The sequence below is a fragment of the Streptococcus sp. 20925_1_69 genome, from assembly GCF_041432365.1.
In the GTDB taxonomy this organism is placed as follows: Bacteria; Bacillota; Bacilli; order Lactobacillales; family Streptococcaceae; genus Streptococcus.
The window spans coordinates 1-4,938 of record NZ_JAPVZL010000021.1; the positions used below are offsets into that span (position 1 = coordinate 1).

A 4,938-nucleotide genomic window follows, 5' to 3' on the forward strand; every position below is an offset into this window, starting at 1 on the left:
AAATATCCATCATAGTAGTTTTTATTGTTTTATTCCCAGTGGGAATAGTGCTTTTAAATTTGATTTTGTGTTTTAACATCAGGAGGGACAATGGAAAATAAATCAAATTCACTCAATAGAATCAAGCGTCATCAACGTGAAAAGGTGTTGCGCTTTTCTATTCGTAAATATAGTTTCGGTGCCGCTTCAGTTGCTGTTGCAGCACTGATGTTTTTAGGTGCGCGCGTTGTTAGCGCAGATACCGTAAGCGGAAGCAATTCACAATCTACGGCGGGTGTAGTACAACCTAACGATAAGGGCGACTCGCCTGTGGGTATTAAGGAACCTACTGAAAATAAATCAGAAGTAGTCAATAGTTCTTTAGAAAATAAAGAAACTGCACTTGTTGAAAATAGTAGTAATACGGTTGATAAAAGTCAGTTAAGAACAGTAGTTGAAGAATTAAATTCTCTTCTTTCAACTAAATTAAATCTTGACGACTCAGTGCTTTCTTCTGTAAAAGAAAGAGTTCAGAGAGCTCAGGCATTACTAGATAAAGCTGATGCAGTTCAAAAAGATATTAATGAACTAAAAGAACTTTTGTCTACTGATTTAGTTACTTTATCTAATGCGGTAAAAGAATCAAGTGAGGTTCGAGAAAGTAATACTGGAACTGAGGCTGAAAAACCAGCGATCCAACCTTCTTCTGAAGTAAGAGCAAGCGAAGAGAGTCAAACTGTTTCAGCTAAAAAAGATGCTTTGAAAGTATCTGTTGATCAGTTGAAAGTAGCAATTTCAGAAGTTCCTGAACATGATACTACGAAAGGAGTTCTTGAAAAAGCCAATGAACTATTAGGAGTGGCTCAAGGGGCCCTTGAAAATACAACAGTTTCTCTGAACGATGTTGAAGAAATGACAAAACGTGTGAAGAGAATGTTTATTTCTGTTAAAAACGCTACAACACGTTTGACTTCAGGTTCTCATGATCCGCGTAATGGGAAAAGCATGGATCAAGGTACAGGTTTTAGAGCAAATGGTGTACTCGTAGAAGGTGCATTAGATAACGTAAAAGAATATATATCATTGCCTGCAGGACAAGGTTCAACGGTTGAAGGACAACGTACCCGAACAATTGAAAAAACATTCATGACAGCAACATATAGTAAGGAAGGTGATAAGAAATTTATTACTTATGATGTTTACTTCCAAAATGATGGAAAAGCTTTGGATGGAATTTATAAAAATTCATTCTGGTTCTACCCACCTCGTGATCTTTTGTATACAGGAGATAGTTATCCTGTAGGAGTTGTTTCTGATGCTTACTATGAACGTTATAAAAAAAAGGAAGGAGCAACAGGGACACTTTCTGAGAATCCGAACAATTTTACTAAGGAAGGTGAAAGATATAATGTACCTTTGGGGGCGTTGAATGTAAGAAATAACTTTCAAGATTACAGTTCACAAAATTTATGGAGGGATGCAGGAGGTATTTATCAGTTAAGTGGTGGTCCAACCAGAGATGCTCAGAGACAACAAATGTTGAAACAGTTGCAACATAATGAGGACCTAAATCGTATTATTAAATTAAATAATAATCCTAACGGACCTTATCCTAAACCTTCTTATTCTCATCTATTAACTGTAGGTAGTGGACAAAATTATGCTTATAAATATCACGTTAAGATGCGTTTGAAAGATAATGTTACGGATGCGCAAGCCCGAACAGCAGGTACAATAGCTGTAACTGCTAAAGAAGGATATGCAACAACTGCGCTTGCAGCATATGTATATGCTGCTACTGGAACAAGGTTGGTAAGTAAGCCAGCAACTCCAAGTATTCCAACAAACTTGACGGGTAAAGCTGGCACTAGAACTCAAATAGAGGTAGATGCAGAAGCAGGCGTATCAGTTGTTGTATATGACCATGGAGGTAAAGAGCTAGGTCGAAGTGAAGCGAACACAAGTGGTAAAGCATTTATCAAACCAACCAAAGACATTCCGAGCGGGAAAGTGACAGCCAAGGCTATAGATAAAGCAGGAAATGTTTCTGACCCAAGTAATCCTCAAGTTGCAACTGCTCCAGTACCAAACCCAATTACAGTTAGTTCATTTACACATGGAGATACCAGTGTTACCTTAAGACCGAATGGTAAGACAGATATTGTTTATGCATCTATTCAAGGTAAAGCGATTAAGTTTGAAAAACAAGCTAATAATCAGTATAAACAAATAACTAATGACGCTAAAATAACCTTCACACCCAAAGGAGATGGCAGTATCACTATCACCTTGCCGGCAGGTAAGCAGTTTAAGGCCGGTGATCGGGTAGTGACACGTGCTGAGAATAGCGATATAACGTCGAATACAGGCACCCGTGCTTCCGGAGAAGTAGAAAGCTACGGTCAATTAAAACGAAGTGATAAAGTTCCTGTGAAAGATCTAAGCAATTTATCTCCGACTGATAAAGAACGTGTAAAAGCAGCCGTTTTAAAAGCTAATCCAGGTATTGAAGTTGCCGATCTAACAATTGCTAAAAATGGCGATGTAACCTATAATCATCGTGGTGAAGGTTCACATGTCAAGCGAGAAATACAATTAAAAGATAATGTTAATCAAGATAATGTAGCTCCAGGTAAACCAACGATTGAAACACCATTAGTAGGGAAAGCAGGAACAAGAACACCTATCACAGTTCAAACTGAAGCAGGTGCTAAGGTAGAACTTTTTGATGCGAAAAATCATAAGATTGGAGAAAAAGTAGCTGACAATAAAGGTAGAGTGACCATTGAACCAACAGCAAATCTAGTAGCAGGAAATGTTACTGCAAAGGCAACAGATGAAGCAGGAAATATCTCACAACCAAGTGATGCTAAGGTTGCTACTTATCCGTTAGTAAAACAACCGATTATTAATATTAAGCAAGGGGAAAGACTAACTCCTGAGGAAATTAAACAAACCGTTCTATTACAAAACGGAGCTGGAACAACTAACCTACCAAGTAATGTCCAAGTTACAGGTAACTTTGACACGTCTAGTGCTGGAGATAAGAAAACAACAGTTACTGTAACATTTCCAGATGCACCAGCACAACAAGTTGAGGTAACTTATAAAGTATTACCAACGTTCCCGATAGCCCGTACGGTTTATGATTTCAAAGGTATGGACCATGGTAATGATGAATCAGGCTATTATGTGAATCCAGGAAACCTTCCAAGCGGAATGGTTTGGGTTGCTAAACGAAATGGTGAGCAGGAACAAAGCGCATCAAAATTAAGAGAGATGCTTAAGGCAGATCCAGTAGGCACAAAAACATATACATTCAGTGGTAAGTACAATCATGGAAGATTTACAAATAATCCTAATGATGCTCAAAAATTAGCACATACAGGAACATTTGAACATAAAGTGTTTGATGTAGAAGCAAATAGAACAAGAGTCACTGTTTCAAAAGGTGCTACTTTAACAGAACAAAATGCAAAAGATGCTGTAGCTAAGGTAGCTGGCTCAGAGGACTTACCGACTGGAACAACCTATGAATGGGTAAATGCTCAAGGTAATAAACAAACACTGATAGCAAATACTCCAGGTGTACAGAACTATAGAGTAAAAGTAACATTACCTATGTCTCAAACAGGGCAAAATCAGCCTGATGCGACACAAAAACGACCTTATAAGATAATTGATGTTAAAGTCAATGTTAAGCCAGAAGCACCTACTTATGATACAACAATAAAACCAAAAGGTAGTATAGGAGTGCCAACTGTAGCTTCAACAGATAGAGAATTAACTGGTACAGGACGTCCAGGTGCTAAGATAAAAGTAACAGTACCAGGTGTAACAATTAATGAAGTTACAGTAGGTCATAACGGTAAGTGGACAGTAACACTTCCTAAAGGATTAAATAGTAATCAATTAAATCAAACTCAATTAGTGACACGTGATCAAGTCACTGTTACTCAAATTGTAGATGGTATTGAAAGTGATGCAACGAATGTAGCTGTATCATTAGGAGAAACAACGATTCAACCATCAGTAGCTTCTAAAGATGGAGCTAGTCTTGTAGCAGGAACTAAGAATATCGTAGTTAAAGCTCCGCATGATGCAGGAATGGTTTATGTATCTTATACAGATAAAGCAACAGGTAAGGCGCATGAGATAGGCCTAAAACGTGAAAATATTAATAGTCCATGGGTTTCTATTAAACCAACTCTAGGGGAGGTTAAGAATACAACAAAAGATGCATTTACGAATACCATCACTATTGAGATGAAAGAATCTATTGCAGAAGGAACTGCTAAAGCAATAGCTAATATCTCAGAAAGAAATTATTCAAGTGCAGTAGATTGGAAAACAATTCAAGTTACAAACCAAGCCCCAACCGTTACATCTGCAGTTGCAGGAAATGAAAAAGTATTAGAATTTGGAGAAAATATAGATCTTAAGACTTTAGTTACAAAAGCTGACTATGAAGATGATAAAGATGCAACACGTGGTACTAAAGTACGAACAGAGATTGTATCTGTAAATGGACAAAATGATGTAAAAGATATTAATTCTAGAAAACCAGGCACATATATTGTCAAATACAAAGCAATTGATAGTCAAGGTAAAGAATCAGGAGAAATACAATTAACGGTTAAAGTTAGGGAAGATAAACCAACACCACCAACAGCAACAGCACCAAGTGATGGAACAGTAACAGTAACACCAACAGGGGATGCTGATAAAGTAATTGTTAATTACACAGATGAGAAAAATGCTCAAAAAACAGTAACCGTAGTTAAGGCTAAGAATGGAACATGGTCATCATCAGATAAACCAGCAGGTGTAACAGTAGATTCAAGTACAGGGCAACTCCTTATTCCAGCTGAAGGTGTAAAAGATAAAAGTCAGGTAACAGCAACAGCTACGAAAGGTGACAGTCATCCATCAGAACCAACTACTGTGACGGCACAAGCA

The 4,938-nt window shown here is 37.6% G+C and carries 1 protein-coding gene; it reads left to right on the forward strand.

The window, feature by feature from the left end; genetic code table 11:
* Positions 1-90 precede the first annotated feature (90 nt).
* A partial coding sequence (locus O3601_RS09250) for an Ig-like domain-containing protein (protein WP_371472693.1) occupies positions 91-4,938 on the forward strand: 4,848 nt, incomplete at its 3' end.